This is a genomic window from Micromonospora sp. WMMA1996 (genome assembly GCF_002573675.1).
Taxonomy (GTDB): Bacteria; Actinomycetota; Actinomycetes; order Mycobacteriales; family Micromonosporaceae; genus Micromonospora; species Micromonospora sediminicola.
Map to the genome: position 1 here is coordinate 1,564,637 of NZ_PDHU01000001.1, position 17,389 is coordinate 1,582,025.

Sequence of the window (17,389 nt, forward strand, 5' to 3'; positions counted from 1 at the left end):
CGGGGCGGGGAGCGCCGGCGACCCCGCCCCGCCGCCACCCGTGGCGTACGGTGACGGCATGGGACGCCTCGCCCGGTGGCGTCGGGTGGCCCGGGAGCATCCGACCGTGGCCGACGCGCTGCTGGCCGCGGTGCTCTTCACGGTCAGCCTGCTTCCGGTGAACCCGCCCGGAGGGCCACCCCGGGACCCGTTGACCGCCGGCGCGGTGCTGCTCGCGGCGGCCGGCTGCGCCGCGCTCGTCCTCCGACGCCGGTTCCCGCTGCCGGTGCTCGCCGTGGTGACCGTCGCGGCGGCCACCTCGTTGCTCGCCCAGCAGGCGCGGGGGCCGTTCGTGCTGACCGTGGCGGTGGCCGCCTACACCGTGGCCACCCGCACCGACCGGCGGACCGCCGTGGCGGCCGGCGCGGCCAGCGGTCTGGTCCTCGGCGGCTCGGCGGTCGTCGCGCTGGGCGTGGGCTGGCTCGACCCGGCGGTCGTGGTCCTCCTGCTCTGGTTCGGCGTCGCGGTGGCCGCCGGCGACGCGGTGCGCAGCCGGCGGGCGTACGTGGCCGTGCTGGAGGAACGGGCGCGGCGGGCCGAGCGGACCCGGGAGGAGGAGGCGCGCCGGCGGGTGGCCGAGGAGCGGCTGCGCATCGCCCGGGAGCTGCACGACGTGGTGGCGCACCACATCGCGCTGATCAACGTGCAGGCCGGCGTGGCCGGACACCTGCTGCGCGACCGGCCGGACGCGGCCGAGGAGGCGCTCGGGCACGTCCGGTCCGCCGCGCGCACCGTGCTGGACGAGTTGGCCGTCCTGCTCGGCCTGCTGCGCCGCGGGGAGCCGGAGGCACCGACCGAGCCGGCGCCCGGACTGGCCCGGCTCGACGCCCTCGTCGACGGTTTCGCCGCCGGCCAGCCGGTCCGGTGGATCCTGTCCGGCCGCCCCCGCCCGCTGCCCGGCGCGGTGGACGTGGCGGCCTACCGGATCGTCCAGGAGTCGCTGACCAACGCGCACCGGCACGCGCCCGACGCCACCGTCACGGTCGAGGTCCGCTACACCGACACCGCGATCGCCGTGGAGATCCGCGACGACGGGCCGGGACCGGGCGGTCCGGGTGACTCCGGAACCGGTCTCGGCCTGCTCGGGATGCGGGAGCGGGCCGAGGCGGTCGGCGGCGCGTTCCACGCCGGTCCCCGCCCGGAGGGTGGCTTCGTGGTCCGCGCGGAGCTGCCCGCCCCGATCCCCCAGGAGGTGACATGACCGTCCGGGTCCTGCTCGCCGACGACCAGACGCTCATCCGCGCCGGCTTCCGCGCGCTGATCGACTCGGCGCCGGACCTGTCCGTGGTGGGCGAGGCGGCCACCGGCCGGGAAGCGGTCGTCCAGGCCCGGGCCACCCGGGCCGACGTGGTGCTGATGGACATCCGGATGCCCGACCTCGACGGCCTGGCCGCCACCCGGCAGATCACCGCCGACGAGGACCTGGCCGGCGTGCGGGTGCTCATCCTGACCACGTTCGAGGTCGACGAGTACGTCTTCGAGGCGCTGCGGGCCGGCGCCAGCGGCTTTCTCGGCAAGGGCGTGGAGCCGGTCGAGCTGCTCGACGCGATCCGCACCGTCGCCGCCGGGGAGGCGCTGCTGTCGCCGAAGGCGACCCGTGGGCTGATCGCCCGGTTCCTGGCCCAGCCCGACCCGGAGCCCCGGGCCACCCCGGAACGACTGCGGGTGCTCACCGAACGGGAACGCGAGGTGGTGGCGCTGGTCGCCGCCGGGCTGAGCAACGAGCAGATCGCGCAGCGGCTGGTGGTGTCCCCGCTGACCGCGAAGACCCACGTCAACCGGGCGATGGCCAAGCTCGACGCCCGGGACCGGGCCCAGCTCGTGGTGATCGCCTACCAGAGCGGGCTGGTCCGGGCCGACCCGCCGGCGCGGTAGCCGGACCGCCCGGATACCGCGACCGCGGTACGCGCGGGTGTCCGCGCCCGGCCGACGCGGCGGCCGGGGTACGCGGGCCAGGGTTGAGCACATGATCGAAGCCCGCGACCTCAGCAAGCGCTACGGCGACCGGCTCGCCGTCGACTCCCTGACCTTCACCGTCGCGCCGGGCGTGGTGACCGGATTCCTCGGTCCCAACGGCGCCGGCAAGTCCACCACCATGCGCATGATCCTCGGCCTCGACGCGCCGACCGGCGGCACCGTGCGGGTCAACGGCCGCCGGTACGCCGACCACCGGGACCCGCTGCGCCAGATCGGCGCCCTGCTGGAGGCGAAGGCGGTGCACACCGGCCGCTCCGCCCGCGACCACCTGCTCGCGCTGGGCGCCACCCACGGCATCGGCCGCCGCCGGGTCGACGAGGTGATCGACCTGGTCGGCCTGCGGGAGGTGGCCGGCAAGCGGGCCGGTGGGTTCTCCCTCGGCATGGGCCAGCGGCTCGGCATCGCCGCCGCGCTGCTCGGTGACCCCGCCGTGGTGATGCTCGACGAGCCGGTCAACGGCCTGGACCCCGACGGCATCCGCTGGATCCGCGGCCTGCTGCGGGGCCTCGCCGCCGAGGGCCGCACGGTGTTCGTCTCCTCGCACCTGATGAGCGAGATGGCGCAGACCGCCGACAACCTGATCGTGGTCGGCCGGGGTCGGCTGCTCGCCGACGTGTCCCTCGCCGAGTTCACCCGCCGGGCGTCGCGCACCACGGTGCGGGTGCGCTCGCCGCAGGCCGCCGCGCTGCGCGACCTGCTGGCCGGACCGGACGTCACCATCACCGGTGGTGAGCCGGGCCTGCTGGAGGTCAGCGGTCTGCGACGCGAGGTGATCGGTGACCGGGCCGCGGCGGCGGGACTCACCCTGCACGAGCTGACCGCCACCGAGGCGTCCCTGGAGGAGGCCTTCATGACCATGACCCGCGACGCCGTCGAGTACGCCGGCGCCACCGCAGGAGAGACCCGATGACCACCACCGCGCCCACCGCCGTCCCGACCGACGCCCGGATCACCGGCCCGCGCGTGGTCCGCGCGGAGTGGATCAAGTTCCGCTCGCTGCGTTCCTCGTTGATTCTTCTGGCCGCCACCCTCGTGGTGTTCGCCGCCCTCGGGCTCGGCTTCTCGGCGTTCCTGGCCGACGCCACCATCGAACCGGGCACCCCGGCGCCACCCGGCGGGCCCTCGTCCCTCGACCCGCTCGGTGCCAGCCTCGGCGGCGTCAACCTCGCCCAACTGCTGATCGCCACGCTCGGCGTGCTGCTGACCGCCGGGGAGTACGCCACCGGCATGATCCGCACCTCCCTGGCGGCGGTGCCCCGGCGCTGGCCCGTGCTCACCGCCAAGATCACCGTCCTGGCCGGCGTGTCGCTCGCCGTGCTGCTGCCCACGGTGCTGCTCACCTTCCTCGGCGGACAGGCCGTCCTGGGGGACAAGGGCATCGCCCTCGGCGACGACGGGGTGCTGCGCGCGGTGCTGGGCGCGGCCGCTTACCTCGCCGGGATCGGCGTGCTCGGCGCGGCGCTGGGCTCGCTCCTGCGTACCACCGCCGGCGCGCTGACCAGCGTGGTCGCGTTGCTGCTGGTCGTGCCCGGGGTGGTGTCCCTGCTGCCGGAGAGCTGGTCGGAGACGATCTCCCCGTACCTGCCGTCGAACGCCGGGCAGGCGTTCATGAGCCTCGGCGGCGACCCGAACCTGCTCGCCCCGCAGGCCGGCGCGGCCGTGTTCGTCGGCTGGCTGCTCGCCCTCGTCGGCGCCGCCCTGACCAGGCTGCTCCGGCGCGACGCCTGAGTCGGGTCACCCGGGCCGGCGGCCGGTGCCGCCGGTCCGGGCCGGCGTCAGCTTCTCCGCGTGCGCGATCAGGATGAGCAGCACGCTGAGCAGCGCGGAGCCGACCAGCAGCGGCAGGCCCCGACCGACGGCGGCCAGCGCCACGATCGCGGCCAGCCCGACCGGCCGGTGCCAGGACACCCGGTGGTGGACCGCCGCCGAGAGCAGGATCCAGCCGACCAGGAACAGCGCGGGGCCACTGAGTGCCACCATCAGCGCGGCCGGGTCCCGGGACAGCGGCTCGGCGATCATGACCTGGGCGCCGACCGCGGCGGCCACCACCCCGGCCACCATCACCAGGTGCAGGTAGCCGGCCAGCAGACCGAGCCGGCTGCCGGACGGGCCCAGCGCGTCGATCGCCGCGCCGAGTCGTACGCCGCCGGGCACCAGGTAGAGCCGGCCCACGCTGACCGCGTTGACGAACGCCAGCGCGAACGCGATCGTGCGGTAGAGGTCGAAGCCGCTGGTGCTGTAGACGATCCCGGCGGTCAGGATCAGCTCGCCCAGCGCGATGATGTAGATCTGCTGGTAGCGCTCCGCCAGGTGCTCGCCGATCACCTGGAGATCCGCCCAACTGCTGCGGCCCAGCCCGGGCGTCGGCCAGCGCAGCCGGGCCAGGGAGAGGTCCAGGACCACCGCCACGGTCCAGAGCGCGACCTGGGCCGGCTCGACCAGCGCGCCGGTCAGCCACAGCACCGCGGAGAGCGCGAACCAGACCGCGACCCGCAGCGTCCGCACCCGCAGCGGGTTGCCGCGCAGCGCCGGCAGCAGGAACGCCGGTCGGCCCAGGTGGATCGCCACGTAGGCGCCGGCGAACACCAGCCCGTGCCCGGAGTACGCGCTCGGCGCGGCGGCCGCCATCATCAACCCGCCGAACATGACCCAGAGCAGCAGCCCGATGATCAGCGGCGTGCCCGGGTCGAACCAGTCCGTCGACCAGGCGGTCACGAACCACACCCACCAGATGGCCGCCAGCAGCAGGGCGGTCCGGAACACCCCGCCCAGGGTGAGGTCCTGCTCCAGGGCCAGGGAGACCCGGTTCAGCGCGAGGATGAAGGCCAGGTCGAAGAAGAGCTCCAGGAACGACGCCCGGCGGGAGGCCTCGCGTGGCCGCAACAGCTGCCCCGGCATCCCGTCCCTTCCGTTCACCCGGCCCGTCGCACCAGTCGTACCATCCGTCTCGGGGGTGACGAGGGCGAACGCGGTCAGCGGCGGATGACGCCCAGGTCGACCGCGGCGGCGACGGCGGCCGTGCGCGACTCCACCCGCAACTTGGTGTAGATGCGCGACAGGTGCGACTTGACCGTGCCCTCGGTGAGGTGCAGGCGGCGGCCGATCGCCTGGTTGGACAGGCCGTCGGCGACCAGTCCGAGGACCTCGGTCTCCCGCCGGGTCAACGCGGTGTCGGGGGTGCGGAGCCGGTTCACCAGGCGGTCCGCGACGGCCGGCGCGAGCGCGGTCCGGCCGGCGGCGGCGGTCCGCACGGCGGCGGCCAGCTCCTCCGGCGCGGCGTCCTTGAGCAGGTAGCCGGTGGCGCCGGCCTCGATCGCGGGCAGGGTGTCGGCGTCCGTGTCGTAGGTGGTCACCACCAGCACCCGGGGCCCGTCCGGCCGGGCGGTGATGGCGGCGGTGGCCTCCACCCCGCTCATGCCGACACCGAAGCGCAGGTCCATCAGGACCACGTCGACGTCACCTGCGGCGGCGCGGGCAACCGCGTCCTCGGCGGTGGCGGCCTCGGCCACCACGACCAGGCCCGGCTCGGTCTCCAGCACGGCGCGCAGCCCGGCCCGGACGACGGGATGGTCGTCGGCCAGCAGCAGCCGGATCGGGTCTCCGGTCACGGCCGCTGTCCGGGCGGCGTGCGGGGGAGCCGGGCGGACAGCGTGGTGCCCCGGCCGGGTGCGGAGGCGACGGCCAGGTCGCCGCCGAGCGCGCCCACCCGGGCGCGCATGGACGCCAGGCCGAAGCCACCGGCCTCCGGATCGGCAACGGGCAGCCGGTCGGGGTCGAAGCCGACACCGTCGTCGACCACGTCGACGGTGACCCGGTCGACGTGGTAGCCGAGCGTCACCTCGGCGGTGGTCGCGCCGGCGTGCCGGACGGTGTTGGCCAGACCGGCCTGGGCGATGCGCAGCAGCGTCACCTCGTACGCGGTCGGCAGCGGAGCCGGCACCCCGGTCACCCGCAGGCGCGCGGCGAGCGGATGCCGGGCGCCGGTGGTGGCGCACAGGCGCTCCAGCGCGCCGGCCAGCGTGGTGTCGTCCAGCGCGGGCGGGGCGAGCGCGGCGACGAAGCGGCGGGCCTCGGCCAGGTTGTCCACGGCGGCCCGGCGGGCCTGCCCGACGTGGCGGGCGGCCGCGTCCGGCCGGTCGGGCAGCACCCGCTCGGCGGCGCTCAGCAGCAGCTGGATGCTGGTCAGGCCCTGGGCGAGCGTGTCGTGGATCTCCCGGGCGAGCCGTTCCCGCTCGGCCGCCACCCCGGCCTCGTGCTGCGCCCGCGCCAGGTCGGCGCGGGTGGCGGTCAGCTCCTCGATCAGCCGCCGGCGGCGTTCGCTCTCCCGGTAGAGCGCCTGGTAGCCCCGAACCACGGCCACCGCGACGGCGGCGCCGAGGGCCGGCCCGACCACGCCCGGCACGGTGACCGCCCCCCGGTGGGCGGCGAACGCGACGATCGCCGCCAGGGCGGTCACGCCGACCGCCACCGCACCGGCGCGGCGGGGGAGCAGGTGCAGCTGGAGGACGTACAGCGGGAAGGCGACCCACAGCCCGTCGGCGGTCAGCGCGGTCAACACCAACCAGAGCGCGGTCACCGCCGCCAGCCACCAGCCGGCGGCCAGCCGCGAGCGGCGGACACCGGGCAGGAGCGCCCCACCCGCGTACGTCAGCAGGCCCGCCGCCGCGACCGCGACCACGGCCACCGGGTGCGGGCGGCCGGTGGCGACGGCCCGGAGCCCGGCCAGGGTGAACAGGCCCGCCACGAGCAGGTGCAGGCACCAGGCCAGCACGCGGGCGGTCGGCGTCAGGGCGGGAACGGCGGTGGTCACAGCCCTCTCAGCCTAGAGGAACCGCAGCTCGGCGGGCCTCTGTCGAAAGTCGTAACCGGTACCCCGCCGTTCCGCCCCGAAGCTGCCGTCCGTCGCCGGATGCCGGCCGCCCGGCCGACGACGACCGTGGAGGGCGACCACATCCGCCGCCGGAAGGGACCGCCGCTGCCGTGTTCGTCGCCTGGAGAGACCTGAGATTCGCCAAGGGGCGCTTCGCCCTGATGGGCACCGTCATCGTGCTGATCACGCTGCTGGTCGGCCTGCTGTCCGGGCTGACCGCCGGGTTGGACCGGCAGAACACGTCCGCGATCACCGGCCTGCCCGCCGACCGGATCGCCTTCGGCGGCGGGCAGGCGTCGTACGGGGACTCGACCGTCACCGAACGGCAGTGGCGGCAGTGGGCGGCCACGCCCGGCGTGACCGCCGCCGAGCCGCTCGGCATCAGCACCACCCGGGTGACCGCCGGCGGCCGGGGCGTCGCGGTCTCCGTCTTCGGCATCCGGCCCGGCTCCCGCCTCGGCCCGCCCGGCGTCGACCTCGACGACGGTACGGCGGTGCTCACCACCACGGCCGCCGCCGACCTCAGCCTGCGCGCCGGTGACCGCCTCACCCTGGCCGGACGGGAGCTGACGGTGGCGGCGGTACGCGGTGACGCCTCCTTCAGCCACACCCCGGTGGTCTGGGCCAGCCTGGACTCGTGGCGGCGCACCGTGGCCGCCGGCGCGGACACCGCCACCGTGATCGCCTTGCGGACCGGTCGCGACGTGGACGTGGCCGCCGCCGACCGGGCCGCCGGCACCCGGACCGTCGGCACCGACGAGTCGGTGACCGCGATCGGCTCCTACCGCTCGGAGAACGGGTCGCTGCAACTCATGCGTGGCTTCCTGTTCGCCATCTCCGCGCTGGTCGTCGGCGCCTTCTTCACGGTCTGGACGATCCAGCGCAGCGGCGACGTCGCGGTCCTCAAGGCGCTCGGCGCCTCCACCGCCGCGCTGCTGGTCGACGCGCTCGGCCAGGCCGGGATCCTGCTGGTCGGCGGGACCGTCGTGGGCACCGCCGTCGCCGCCGGGCTCGGCGCCGCCCTCTCCGGCTCGGACGTGCCGTTCGTGCTGACCCCCGCCACCGTCGCGCTCCCGGCGGCGGTGACGGTGCTGCTCGGCACGGTCGGGGCCGCCCTGTCGGTGCGCCGCATCACCTCCGTCGACCCGCTGACCGCCCTGGGGAGCGTCCGATGAGCCTCCACCTGACCGACGTCACACTCACCTATCCGGACGGGGACAGCCGGCTGACCGCGCTCGACCGTGTCACCCTGTCGGTGCCGAGGGGAAGCCTCACCGCCGTGGTCGGTCCCTCCGGCTCCGGCAAGTCGAGCCTGCTGGCGGTCGCCGCCACGCTCGTCACCCCGGACACCGGGGGCGTCACCGTCGACGGCGTCGACACCACCGGCCTGAGCCGGGGCGCGCTCGCCGCCCTGCGCCGACGCGCGATCGGCATCGTCTTCCAGCAACCCAACCTGCTGCCCTCGCTCACCGCCACCGAGCAGCTCCAGGTCATGGCCACGTTGGACGGACGGCCGCCGGCCCGGGTGCGGCGGCGGGCGGACGACCTGCTCGACGCGGTCGGTCTCGGCGCGCAGGCGGGACGGCGGCCGCATCAGCTCTCCGGCGGCCAGCGCCAGCGGGTGAACATCGCCCGCGCGTTGGTGAACGACCCGGTGCTGCTGCTGGTCGACGAGCCGACCAGCGCGCTCGATCACGACCGGGGCGCCGCCGTGGTCGACCTGATCGCCCGGCTCACCCGCGAGCGGGGCACGGCCACCGTCCTGGTCACCCACGACCGGGACCACCTCGCCGCCGCGGACCGCACGGTCGAGATGCGCGACGGCCGGCTCCACCCGGCGCCGGAGGTTCACCGCCTCCGCTAGCGGTCCACCACCGGGGCCGCCGCGATCGGCCGCCGCGCCCTACACTCCTGCCTCGTGTCGACGACGATCATGCCGCCGGGCAGGTGTGCCGGCTGTGGCCACGAGCTGGTCTCGGCGGCGCCCGAGAGCGCCTCCTGGTGCCCGGGGTGTCTGTGGAACCTGGACGCGTACGACCCCGCGTCGGCGCCCTGGCGGGGGACGAAGCTGGTCGGGCGATGGGGGTTCCGGCGGGGTCTGCGGATCGACCGGGCGACCCGCGCGGAGCTGTCGGCGGATCCCGACGCCGGCCCGCCCGAGACGTCCTCCGGCGAGATCTGGCTGTCGGCGGTCTCGGTGGCGCTGGGGCTGGTCGGGGCGGTCGCGGTGGGCTACCTCGGCTGGCTCTTCCTGGCCAGTGGCCTGCCCACCGGCGTGCGGGTGGCGTTCGCGCTCCCCGCCGTGCTCGTGCTGCTGCTCGTGAAGCCCGCCTTCGGGCGGGTGCCCCGCGCGGGCGTGCTCAGCGAGCGGGACGCGCCCCAGCTGCACCGCCTGGTGGGCGAGGTGGCCCGGGCGGCGGGCACGCCGGTCCCGGACGTGATCTGCGCCGACCTGAGCATCAACGCGGGCGTCGCCCGGTTGGGTTGGCGACAGCGGTCGGTGCTCGTCATCGGGGTTCCGCTGTGGGTGATGCTGCCGCGCCCCGCCCGGGTCGCGCTCCTGGCCCACGAGCTGGGACACCTCGCCAACGGGGATCCACGACGGGTCCGCAGGACGCTGCTGGCGCGCACGTTCGGCGCCCGGGCGGTGGCGGCCACCGGCGGACGGAACCCGTGGCTGCGCGCGGTGCACGGCGCCGACTCCGTGGCCGTGCACGGCGGTGGCCTCGCCACCCTGCTCTCGCTCGGGGTGCACGCGCTCCTGGGACTGGTGAACGTCCTCGGCGCCACCGCGCAACTGCTCGTCGACAGCGTCGCGATGCCGGACAGCCGACGGGCCGAGTACCGGGCGGACCTGATGGCGCGCCGGGTGGCGGGCACGGACGCGTTCCTCCGGTCCTGTGAGGTCGTCCTGCTCGCCGACCGCGTCTGGTCCGAGCTGTGGCACCTGGCGCCCACCATCGACGGTGAGCGGCTCGAACCGATGGCGGCCGAGCTACGTGAGCACCTGGCGCCGAAGCTCCCGCTGGCCCGCCAGCTCACCCGGCGCGGCACCGACCTGTGGAGCACCCATCCCGCCGAGGACCAGCGGATGCGGCTGGTCGAGGCCCTTCCCCGGGTCGACGGGACGCTGCACGTCGACGAGAGCCGTTGGGTCGAGCTGGACCGGGAGCTGGCGCCGTGGCGCCGGGCCGTCCACCACGTCCTGCTCGGCACCCGGGACCGCTACTGACGGAGATTGACACACGAACTGTGCTTCGTGAATAATGGAGCGTAGTTCGAGGGGGAGTACCCGCCACCGGACGCGCGGTCGTCAGGACGGACCCACCACGGGTCCCGGCCGCGCGGGCCGCCCGCGCGGCGGTCCGGGGAGACCTTCGACCCGTTCGCCGGCGACCAGCCGGCCCGGTCGGAGGGAGCGCCGCGCGTGTCCGTACCCCTGTGGGCCTGGTTGGCCCTGACCGCCGCGATCGCCGTGATGCTGGCGGTCGACCTGTTCCTGCACCGGGACAACCACGTCATCGGCTTCCGTGAGGCGGCCGTGTGGTCGGCGGTCTGGATCGCCGCCGGCCTGGCGTTCGGTGTCGTGTTGTGGCTGTGGCAGGGCGACGAGGCCGCCGGCGCCTACTACGCCGGCTACCTGATCGAGAAGGCGCTGTCGGTGGACAACGTCTTCGTCTTCGCGCTGGTCTTCACCTACTTCGCGGTCCCGGCCGCGTACCAGCACAAGGTGCTGTTCTGGGGCGTCATCGGCGCGCTGCTGTTCCGGCTGGTGTTCATCTTCGTCGGCGCCGGGCTGCTGGAGACGTTCTTCTGGACCGCCTACGTCTTCGGCCTGTTCCTCGTCTGGACCGGCTGGAAGATGGCCTTCCGGCACGACACCGAGATGCGTCCCGAGCGCAACCTCGTCGTCCGCGCCGTGCGCCGGGTCATCCCCACCGACGCCCGCTACCACGGCGACAGGTTCTTCACCCGACTCGACGGGAGGCGCGTCGCGACGCTGCTGTTCGTGGTGCTCGTGGCCGTCGAGGCCACCGACCTGATCTTCGCGATCGACTCCGTCGCCGCCATCCTGGCGATCACCACCAGCACGTTCATCGTCTGGACCGCCAACGCGTTCGCCGTGCTCGGTCTGCGCAGCCTCTACTTCTGCCTCGCCGGCCTGCTGCGTCGTTTCGTGCACCTGCACTACGGACTGGCGTTCCTGCTCGCCTTCGCCGGGGTCAAGCTGATCCTCTCCGAGACCCCGGTCGGCAAGCTGCCCATCCCGCTGACCCTCGGCGTCATCGTGGCCACCCTCGCCGTCTCCATCGGATGGAGCCTGGTGACCACCAGGGGCGGCGCCGCGTCGGCGGCGGTCCGGTCGGACGGGAGTCGCTGACCCCGGGCCCGCGCCCGGCCCCCGGTGATCGTCCCGGGGGCCCGGGCGCGCACGTCGTGCCCTAGACTCGGCGCAGCGTCGCGTGCCGGTGGCAGGCTGTGTCAGGCATGGAGGCGCCGGACCGGAGGGAGCACGACGATGACAATCGCCGTCCCTTCGCCCTCTCCCCGTGGGTGAGGGTGAGCAGACCAGGCTGGTGGCCTGGAGTCAGGAGATGCGCGCCGTCCACGAGCGGCTGCGCGAGGCGCTGCGGGTGACGCGGCAGTCGTTGGCCGGCGGCACGCCGGCGGAACCGGCGACCCGGGACCTGCTGCTGTTCTGTCACGGGTTCTGCGCCGCGCTGACGGCGCACCACGAGGGCGAGGACCGGGAGTTGTTCCCGGCGATCGCGCGGCGGCATCCGGAGTTGCGGGGCACGCTGCACCAGCTACGGCAGGACCACTCGATGATCGGTCACCTGCTCGCCGGGTTGAGCGCCGCGGTGACCCGGGGCGCCCCGCCGGAGGAACTGGGCCGGCACCTGGAGGGGGTGGCCGCGATCATGGAGTCGCACTTCCGGTACGAGGAGCGGCAACTGCTCACCGTGCTGGAGACGCTGGCGCTGGACGCCGACCCGGCCGACGTGCTGGGCCCCCTGTGACGACAGGTCGTGGCCCGGCGGGATGCGCGCCGCCGGGCCACGACCCGAGCCGGAGGGCCGTCAGTTCAGACCGCAGGTGGCCAGCGCGTCCAGGTTCGGGCGTGCCGCGCCGATCCGGTTGAAGGCGATCTCGATGCGGTCGAGGGCGGCGGTGCGCTTGCTCCTGAGCGGTCCGAGGACGGCGTTGTCCACGAAGTTCGGCCCGCCCTCGGGGCGGACGGCGAGCCGGGCCAGCCGGGCGTTCGCCTCGTCGATCTGCTTGTCCAGCGTGGCCAGCTCGGCCTGGACCTGGGCCGCGGCCGCCGCCGGGACGGCCGGCAGCTGGACCCGGGGACAGTTCACCGTCCGGGCCGCACCGGATGCCGCACCATCGTTCTGGCCGCCCGCGTTGCCGTTCTGACCGCCCGCGTTGCCGTTCTGACCGGCGGCGTTGCCGTTGACCGCGCTCGGCACGCCTGGCGCGTTCAGGCCGCAGGTGGCCAGAGCGTCCAGGTTCGGACGTGCCGCGCCGATCCGGTTGAAGGCGATCTCGATGCGGTCGAGGGCGGCGGTTCGCTTGCTCCTGAGCGGTCCGAGGACGGCGTTGTCCACGAAGTTCGGCCCGCCCTCGGGGCGGACCGCGAGCCGGGCCAACCGCTCGTTCTGCCGGGCGATCTCCTGATCCAGGTTGGCCAGCTCCCGCTCCACCCCGGCGGCGGCCGCCGCGGGCACCGGGGGCAGCTTGTCGCGTACGGTCGGGCAGTTCACGGTCTGCGCGGCGGCCGATGCGGCCGGGCGGGCGTTTTCGTCGGCGGACGCCAGTTGCAGCCCGCCGGCGAGCAGGAGCGCGGCGAGCGTGCCCACCCCGCCGAGTTTCAGGACCGCGGTGTTGCGCGTACCCCTGGCCATGCACCTCTCCTTTGCTCGACCGGGAGGGTCGGCGCGGCGGTCGCGCCGCGCGGCCGCTCCCCGGTGCGAAGTGAGGACTCAGGAATCGTGCTCGTGCCCGCTCCGGCATCGCGGTTCCGGACGATGTCCACTGTCGGCAGGGGATACGGGCGCGGCCCCGAGATCGTTCAGCGCCCGCCCGAGGCGATCGCGCGTGGATCACGAGGTCGGCGGCACGACCCGGGACTAGGATCGGGGTGGGGGATCACGGGCGGGGGAGCGGGTCGGGTGGGTGGGTCGCAGCTGCTTGTCGTGCTGGACCGGGACAGCTCGGTGCCGTTGCAGCAGCAGCTCTGCGACCAGATCAGCGGATCCGTGCGCAGCGGCCGGCTGCGCGCCGGTGACCCGGTGCCGCCCAGCCGGGAGCTGGCCCACCAGCTCGGTGTCTCCCGCACCGTGGTGACCCGCGCGTACGAGCTGTTGCGGGCCAACGGGGTGCTCACCTCCCGCCGCGGCTCCGGCACCCGGGTCAGCGGCGCGGTGCCCGACCTGCCGCACCGCGACCCGCCGGCCCGGGCGCCGCTGCGGCCGGAGCCGCCGCTGCCCACCGACGCGGGCAGCCCGCTGTGGCGGCCGTGGGAGCCGGCGCCCATGCACCGGCCCGACGGCGCGTACGACTTCCGGCACGGCACCCCGGCGTTGGCCAGCTTCCCGGTGGCCCGGTGGCGGCAGTCGCTCGCCGAGGCGGTGAGCCGGGCCGACGCGGTGGCCCTGGGCTACGGCCCGGCCGAGGGCTCGCCGGCGTTGCGCGACCAGATCGCGGCGTTGCTGCGGCGCAGCCGGGCGCTGGACGTCTCCCGCGAGCACACGATCGTGACCAGCGGCGCCACCCAGGCCATGGACATCCTGGTCCGGCAGCTCGTCGGCCCCGACGACGTGGTGGTGATCGAGGACCCGAGCCACACCGTGCTGCGGCAGATCTTCGGCTACTCCCGGGCGGCCGTGGTGCCGGTCCCGGTCGACGCCGAGGGGCTGCGGGTCGACGAGATCTCCGACCGGGTCCGCGGCCACGGCCTCGACCCGGCCCGGGTACGCCTGGTCTACGTCACCCCGTCGCACCAGTTCCCGACCGGGTTCGTCATGTCCGAGCGGCGGCGGCGGGCGCTGCTGCGCTGGGCCCGCGAGCACGGCGTCACGGTGCTGGAGGACGACTACCACAACGAGTTCAGCTTCGCCGCCGAGCGGCTGCCGTCGCTGGCCGCCGACCCGCAGGGCGCCGACGTGGCCTACGTCGGCAGCTTCAGCAAGACGCTGTTCCCCTCGCTGCGCATCGGCTACGCGGTCCTGCCGCCGCACCTGGTCCGGCCGTTCCTCGGCATCAAGTGGATCACCGACCGGCTGACCCCGACGCTCACCCAGGAGGCACTGGCCGAGTTCGTCGGCTCCGGCGCGTACGCCCGGCACATCGGCCGGATGGACCGGCTCTACCGGCAGCGCCGGGCCCGGCTGCTGGAGGCGCTCTACGAACACTTCGGCGCCGGCGTCCGCGTCTCCGGCGCGGCCGCCGGGCTGCACGTGCTGGTCACGCTCGGCGGCGCGCCCGGCGCCGACGAGACGGCGATCGTGCGCGCCGCCGCGGCGCGCGGCGTGCGGGTCTATCCGGCCTCCGGCTACTTCGTCAGCCACCCGCCGTCCGAGCCGACGTTCCTGATCGGGTACGCGGCGCTGCCCACCGCCCGGATCACCGAGGGAGTGGCGCTGCTGGCCGCCGCGGTGCGGGACGCGACGGCTCGGTGAACCGGGGCCGGCGGAACCGGTCGTGCTGGGCGTACGGCACGGTGCAGTCGAAGACCGCCTTCGCGGTCCGCCCGTCGGCCGACAGCGAGCGGGAGTAGCCGGTGTGCTGGCTCGGGTCCAGCGGGAAGCCCTCCCGGTCCGGCAGCACCCGCAGGTCCTGGTCGGCCTGGAACCGGGTCACCATCGCCCACCACAGGTCCTGGTCGGACTCGACGTCGACGTCCTCGTCGACGCAGAGCACCAGCTTGGCCATCCGGAACGCGTCCAGCACCGCCTCCCCGGCGGCCCGGACCGCCGCGTCGTCGGCCGGGTCGCGCTTGGCCGGCCACTGGAGCACCACCATGAGCTGACCGCCGCCGGCGGTGTGGCAGTGCGCGGCTTGGGCCGGCGTGCCCCGGCGGCGCAGCAGCTCCAGCACCGCGGCCTCCATCCCGAAGCCGAGCAGCACCGACTGCTCGTGGCCGGGGCCGGAGACGGCCTGCAGGATCGGGCTCTCCCGGGCGGTGATCGCGGTGACCCGGATCAGCGGCAGCGACGGGTGCGCCCGGCCCTGGTAGCCGAGGAACTCCGGGGTGGCGACGGCCCCGTGCCGGCTCTCCGGCGCGTGCTCGGCCAGCAGCTCGCCCTCGATCACGTACTCGGCGTGCGCGACGAACTCGGCGTCCACGGTGGCGCACGGCAGCAGCTCGACCGGCCGGCCGCCCAGCGCCCCGGCGACCGCCAGCTCGTCGACCTCCGGCGGCACCAGCGAGGTCGGGCAGCAGGAGGAGAGCAGCACCGCCGGGCCCAGTCCGAGGTGGATCGCCACCGGCAGCGGGACACCCCGACGCAGGGCGGCCCGGTGGGCCAGTTCGAGATCCCGACCCGGGACCATCCAGATGGTCAGCGTGTCCGGGCCCTGCACGCACATCCGGTGCACGGACAGGTTGCGGACGCCGGTGTCCGGGTCGGTGGCGAGCACCGCGCCGAGCGTCAGGTAGGGACCGGCGTCCTCGTCGGTGAGCACCGGCACCGGCAGCGCGGTGAGGTCCGTCGGCAGGCGTCGGCGGGGCCACCGCGCCGGGTCGGGCGCGGGCACCGGCGGGCGGGGTGCGGCCACCGCGTCGAGCAGCCGGTGCGGCAGCTCGGTCGGGGTGACGCCGAGCAGGCCGGCGGCCCGCCGGCGGGTGCCGTAGAGCCCCATCAGCACGGCCCGGGTGGGGCCGTGGTCGGGGCGTACCCGGTCGAAGAGCACGGCCGGGCCGGGACCGGTGGGCGGGGCGGCGGGCGCGCCGGCCCAGCGGGCGTAGTGCGCCGAGACGCCGTAGCGGGCGGGCAGCTCCTCGGCCACCCGCACCAGCTCGCCGGGGAGCGGGTCGAGCGTGGCCAGCGCGTGCCGCAGGTCCACCGGCGCGCGCAGCCCGGTCATCGCCGGTCCGTCGGGGCCGGGGCGGCCCGCCGGGCCGCCAGCATCTCCAGTTGCATCCGGGTCAGCTCCTCGATCAGCGCGCGGTAGGTGGCCACCGCGACCTCCGGCGGCATGCCGTGCCGGTCGGCCAGCTCCCGGACCCGGTCCAGGACCTGCCGGACCCGGTCCGGCGACCGGACCGCCGCCTCGTCCGACTTGTGCACGGTCAACTCCCGGACCACCCGGGTACGGACCGCCAGCAGCTCGACGATCCGCTGGTCGAGCCGGTCCACGGCGCCCCGCAGCTCGGCGATCCGGGCGGGACCGTCGACGGCGTCGACCGGCGGCAGGCCGGCCGACGCCCCCGCGTCGTACGGGTCGGTCACGGCTGCGGGACCCGGTCGATCACGAACACGACGGTGGGCTCGTCGTCGCTGCCCTGGGAGCGGTGCTCCTCGTCGTCGGGAATGACGAAGCCCATGCCCGGGCGGCAGGGCACCGAGCGGTCCCGGAAGTGGATGGTGAACTCGCCCCGCAGCACGTAGCCGGTGTGGCCGCGCAGGCACCAGTGGTGCTCGTCGAAACCGGCCGGCAGCTCCAGCAGCCGCAGCCGCTGCCCCCCGACGTACGCGATCTTGACGCGCCCCTGGGCGCCGGGCTTGTCCCACCTCTCCCACTCGGTCGCCGGGAAGTCGATGCCGACCGGCACGGTCGCCTGCTCAGTGGACATTCTCGCTGTCTCCTCTGTTCGGGACGGATTCGGCGCGGCGCTGCCGCGGCACGCGTTCGTTGCGGTCCCGCCGGGGCAGGACCGGGCCGCCGGTGGACCGCCGGTGCTGCTGGAGCAGCTGCACCATGTCGACCATCCGATGCACCATCCGCTCCAGCGCGTCGACGCCCTCGGGGTCGGTCAGCCCGGGCGTACCGGTGGTGTTGCGCAGCAGGACGGGGAAGCCGCTGCCCACCAGGATCATGCGGTTGAGCAGCAGGTTGTTGACGATCTGGTTGTGCACCGACGAGTCGCTGTAACGGCGTCCGGTGACGATGATGCCGCCCACCTTGTCCGCCAGCGGGCGGGTGAAACGCAGGTAGCCGACGCCGGCCCGCTCGATGAAGATCTGCATCAGGTGGGCCAGGCCGAACCCGTGCACCGGTGCGGCGTAGATCAGCCCGTCGGCGCGGACCATCTGCTCCACCAGCGCCGGGACGTCGTCGTCCAGCTGGCAGGGCAGCGTACGGCTGTTGCAGTCGCCGCACGGGCTGCACGGCGAGATCCGGTGCTCGCGCAGCCGCACGGTGCGCAGCACCGCGCCGCGCTCGGCGATCAGGCGTCCGGCGTGCGCGACCGCGAGGTCGGTGTTGCCGCCGGCCCGTTCGGATCCGTTGATGGCCAGGATGGTGGCTGCTTCGCTGGGCAATCGCACCCCCGAG

General features: G+C 75.1%; 18 protein-coding genes. 10 read left to right on the top strand and 8 right to left on the bottom strand.

Going from position 1 to position 17,389, the window contains the following annotated elements:
- The first annotated feature begins 58 nt into the window (after window positions 1-58).
- The 4 genes from COO58_RS07570 to COO58_RS07585 all read left to right on the top strand — a co-directional run bounded on the left by COO58_RS07570 (window position 59) and on the right by COO58_RS07585 (window position 3,744).
- Entirely contained in the window at window positions 59-1,240 is a 1,182-nt protein-coding gene (locus COO58_RS07570; RefSeq protein ID WP_091577434.1) for a sensor histidine kinase, read from the top strand.
- Window positions 1,237-1,914 carry a response regulator transcription factor gene (locus COO58_RS07575; protein WP_091573888.1) on the top strand — a complete coding sequence of 226 codons (678 nt, stop codon included), beginning with the start codon at window positions 1,237-1,239 and terminating at the stop codon, window positions 1,912-1,914. Before COO58_RS07570 ends, COO58_RS07575 begins: the two co-directional genes overlap by 4 nt.
- 91 nt (window positions 1,915-2,005) lie before the next feature.
- Window positions 2,006-2,926: an ATP-binding cassette domain-containing protein gene (locus COO58_RS07580; RefSeq protein WP_098744323.1), complete on the top strand. Its 921-nt coding sequence runs from the start codon at window positions 2,006-2,008 to the stop codon at window positions 2,924-2,926.
- Window positions 2,923-3,744, top strand: coding sequence for an ABC transporter permease subunit (locus COO58_RS07585; protein WP_098744324.1), 822 nt, complete (start codon window positions 2,923-2,925; stop codon window positions 3,742-3,744). Before COO58_RS07580 ends, COO58_RS07585 begins: the two co-directional genes overlap by 4 nt.
- 6 nt (window positions 3,745-3,750) lie before the next feature.
- Here the strand turns inward: COO58_RS07585 and COO58_RS07590 are convergent, their stop codons facing one another.
- The 3 genes from COO58_RS07590 to COO58_RS07600 all read right to left on the bottom strand — a co-directional run bounded on the left by COO58_RS07590 (window position 3,751) and on the right by COO58_RS07600 (window position 6,826).
- Window positions 3,751-4,914, bottom strand: coding sequence for a low temperature requirement protein A (locus COO58_RS07590; protein WP_091573891.1), 1,164 nt, complete (start codon window positions 4,912-4,914; stop codon window positions 3,751-3,753).
- Between the two features lie 74 nt (window positions 4,915-4,988).
- Complete coding sequence (locus COO58_RS07595; RefSeq protein ID WP_098744326.1) at window positions 4,989-5,624, bottom strand: response regulator transcription factor; 636 nt, start codon at window positions 5,622-5,624, stop codon at window positions 4,989-4,991.
- A complete protein-coding gene (locus COO58_RS07600) occupies window positions 5,621-6,826 on the bottom strand; it encodes a sensor histidine kinase (protein ID WP_098744328.1) in 1,206 nt (401 codons plus the stop codon). Before COO58_RS07600 ends, COO58_RS07595 begins: the two co-directional genes overlap by 4 nt.
- Window positions 6,827-6,996: 170 nt before the next feature.
- Here COO58_RS07600 and COO58_RS07605 point away from each other — a divergent pair, with 170 nt between their 5' ends.
- From COO58_RS07605 to COO58_RS07625, 5 genes are all read left to right on the top strand, one after another.
- Window positions 6,997-8,061, top strand: coding sequence for an ABC transporter permease (locus tag COO58_RS07605; protein ID WP_098744329.1), 1,065 nt, complete (start codon window positions 6,997-6,999; stop codon window positions 8,059-8,061).
- Entirely contained in the window at window positions 8,058-8,750 is a 693-nt protein-coding gene (locus tag COO58_RS07610; protein ID WP_098744331.1) for an ABC transporter ATP-binding protein, read from the top strand. The genes COO58_RS07605 and COO58_RS07610 overlap by 4 nt, the downstream gene beginning before the upstream one ends.
- A 54-nt stretch (window positions 8,751-8,804) precedes the next feature.
- The gene (locus COO58_RS07615) at window positions 8,805-10,118 is read left to right on the top strand and encodes a M48 family metallopeptidase (protein ID WP_141561866.1); all 1,314 of its coding nucleotides are present in this window, start codon (window positions 8,805-8,807) and stop codon (window positions 10,116-10,118) included.
- A gap of 195 nt (window positions 10,119-10,313) precedes the next feature.
- Window positions 10,314-11,267 (top strand): TerC family protein, encoded by a 954-nt coding sequence (locus COO58_RS07620; protein ID WP_255292545.1) that lies wholly within the window; start codon window positions 10,314-10,316, stop codon window positions 11,265-11,267.
- 169 nt (window positions 11,268-11,436) lie between these two features.
- The gene (locus COO58_RS07625; RefSeq protein WP_098744334.1) at window positions 11,437-11,907 is read left to right on the top strand and encodes a hemerythrin domain-containing protein; all 471 of its coding nucleotides are present in this window, start codon (window positions 11,437-11,439) and stop codon (window positions 11,905-11,907) included.
- Between the two features lie 60 nt (window positions 11,908-11,967).
- On the opposite strand, the gene COO58_RS07630 is transcribed toward COO58_RS07625, so the two are convergent.
- Entirely contained in the window at window positions 11,968-12,795 is an 828-nt protein-coding gene (locus COO58_RS07630; protein ID WP_098744336.1) for a hypothetical protein, read from the bottom strand.
- A 267-nt stretch (window positions 12,796-13,062) separates the two neighbouring features.
- Here COO58_RS07630 and COO58_RS07635 point away from each other — a divergent pair, with 267 nt between their 5' ends.
- Entirely contained in the window at window positions 13,063-14,571 is a 1,509-nt protein-coding gene (locus tag COO58_RS07635; RefSeq protein WP_098744337.1) for a PLP-dependent aminotransferase family protein, read from the top strand.
- Here COO58_RS07635 and COO58_RS07640 read toward each other — a convergent pair.
- From COO58_RS07640 to COO58_RS07655, 4 genes are read right to left on the bottom strand one after another with little or no spacing between them, the layout of a single operon-like run.
- Window positions 14,516-15,979, bottom strand: a complete 1,464-nt coding sequence (locus COO58_RS07640; RefSeq protein WP_098744339.1) for a UbiD family decarboxylase — start codon at window positions 15,977-15,979, stop codon at window positions 14,516-14,518. The genes COO58_RS07635 and COO58_RS07640 overlap by 56 nt on opposite strands.
- On the bottom strand, window positions 15,976-16,344 hold the full coding sequence (locus COO58_RS07645; protein WP_245666304.1) for a chorismate mutase: 369 nt from the start codon (window positions 16,342-16,344) through the stop codon (window positions 15,976-15,978). The genes COO58_RS07640 and COO58_RS07645 overlap by 4 nt, the downstream gene beginning before the upstream one ends.
- Window positions 16,341-16,688 carry a cupin domain-containing protein gene (locus COO58_RS07650; protein WP_098744340.1) on the bottom strand — a complete coding sequence of 116 codons (348 nt, stop codon included), beginning with the start codon at window positions 16,686-16,688 and terminating at the stop codon, window positions 16,341-16,343. Before COO58_RS07650 ends, COO58_RS07645 begins: the two co-directional genes overlap by 4 nt.
- On the bottom strand, window positions 16,678-17,382 hold the full coding sequence (locus COO58_RS07655) for a flavodoxin family protein (RefSeq protein ID WP_255292546.1): 705 nt from the start codon (window positions 17,380-17,382) through the stop codon (window positions 16,678-16,680). Before COO58_RS07655 ends, COO58_RS07650 begins: the two co-directional genes overlap by 11 nt.
- Window positions 17,383-17,389 lie beyond the last annotated feature (7 nt).